We start from the raw sequence: 1516 nt of genomic DNA, 5'->3' as shown, positions 1-1516 counted from the left end.
CATTGCTCTTAAATCTGCAGAAGATAAGCAGCCAAAACTATTCGCATAATCGCTTCCTTAAAACTGGCATTTTTTTAATAATTTGACAAGTGTCCCCTTTTTAAGGGGTCAAGGGGATATCCCCTTGCGAGTTTCAAGGTATTACCTTGAGTATGCTCGCCTATAATAAAAACATATTTTTTAACAATAATTTTGTCGGACATTTTTGGCGTTAAAGCCTATCCTGCAATCAATAAAAAAAGCTGGGGTATGGGGTTATAACCCCATAAGTGTGGCACATTAGGGGCGAAGCTCCGCCCTAAGTGATATAATTTTAGAGTAGCCTTTAACAATAGAAGCCCAGATTTGCAGGGCGTCCGCCCCTGCAAATTGGGCGTTCTTGTCAAATTAATAAAAAATTGTTACCTTTAAGGTTTTGCACTAATAGCGCTAAATCTTATAATGTAACTCTAAACTTAAAAAATTATAAAAATAAGCTAATTTTTATTTTAAATTGGGGGGTTACTACGACACCCCCCAATGGGTGCTTTGTGCTTTGTGCCATAAGTTTTATTTAAGTTTTCTTGTATTACAATTCAAATATCAAAAAAAAGAGAACCCGAAACACCTTTTTAAAATCTGGTTCTCTTTATTCCCGTTTGGAGGTTAAATTATGTCACAAGACAATAAAAATGTCAAAAAGAGAAACTGGGCTTTTGTTGCATACCCTGAAAGTATGCCAGCCAACTGGCTTGAAATATTACAAGAAACAGGCGCACCGATTGCTATTTCACCGCTACACGACAAAGATTTAAACGCCGATGAACACGAGAAAAAGGCACATTATCACTTTATAATTTGTTATGGTGGTCCAACGTCTTTTAATGTTGTTAAACGTCTAACTGATAAATTAAACGCACCTATTCCGATAGCTTTAGAGCAAATAAGGGGCTATTATCGCTATTTTACGCACAAGGACAACCCAGAGAAGCACCAGTATGATGAAAGCGAAATAAAATGCCTTAACGGCTTTAAAATTAGTGATTATGTTGAACTTACAAGAAGCGAAGTATCAAAAATCAAAAAAGAGATTAGGGATATTATTCGCGGTAATTGTTTATCGGAGTATTCCGATCTAATGGATTATCTCGATGCTGAAGGCATTTGGGAGCGTATCGAAGTAGCCGAAAATAATACAATTCACTTTGACGCTTTATTGCGATCTATACGACACAAGAAAGGTTAAAAAATGGGATTTCCTAAAAAGCACGAACAAAGCGTAATACGCAGTGTTAGAGTTCCTAAAGTCATACAAGATTTTTTAAAAGAGTATTTTAAAAATAGAGATGATTTTACTGCTAATGATTTTATAAATTTACTTATTGAAAATTCCGACGAATACAAGAAATTCATTGCTCTTAAATCTGCAGAAGATAAGCAGCCAAAACTATTCGCATAATCGCTTCCTTAAAACTGGCATTTTTTTAATAATTTGACAAGTGTCCCCTTTTTAAGGGGTCAAGGGGATATCCCCTTG

2 protein-coding genes are annotated in these 1516 nt (G+C 35.5%); both read left to right on the top strand.

Features of this window, described 5'->3' with window-relative positions:
- The first annotated feature begins 652 nt into the window (after positions 1-652).
- Positions 653-1225: a replication protein gene (locus tag CYP26_RS07625; protein ID WP_103606332.1), complete on the top strand. Its 573-nt coding sequence runs from the start codon at positions 653-655 to the stop codon at positions 1223-1225.
- A gap of 3 nt (positions 1226-1228) precedes the next feature.
- A complete protein-coding gene (locus CYP26_RS07620; protein ID WP_103594583.1) occupies positions 1229-1438 on the top strand; it encodes a hypothetical protein in 210 nt (69 codons plus the stop codon).
- Positions 1439-1516 lie beyond the last annotated feature (78 nt).

Source organism: Campylobacter concisus, assembly GCF_002913225.1.
Lineage (GTDB): Bacteria > Campylobacterota > Campylobacteria > Campylobacterales > Campylobacteraceae > Campylobacter_A > Campylobacter_A concisus_J.
The sequence above is the reverse complement of the archived record's forward strand: the minus strand, read 5'-3'. Positions and strand labels throughout refer to the sequence as shown.

Excerpts from the sequence above, each read along its gene's own strand:
- CYP26_RS07625 (WP_103606332.1), top strand. The coding sequence starts at position 653 with ATGTCACAAGACAATAAAAATGTCAAAAAGAGAAACTGGGCTTTTGTT.
- CYP26_RS07620 (WP_103594583.1), top strand. The coding sequence starts at position 1,229 with ATGGGATTTCCTAAAAAGCACGAACAAAGCGTAATACGCAGTGTTAGA.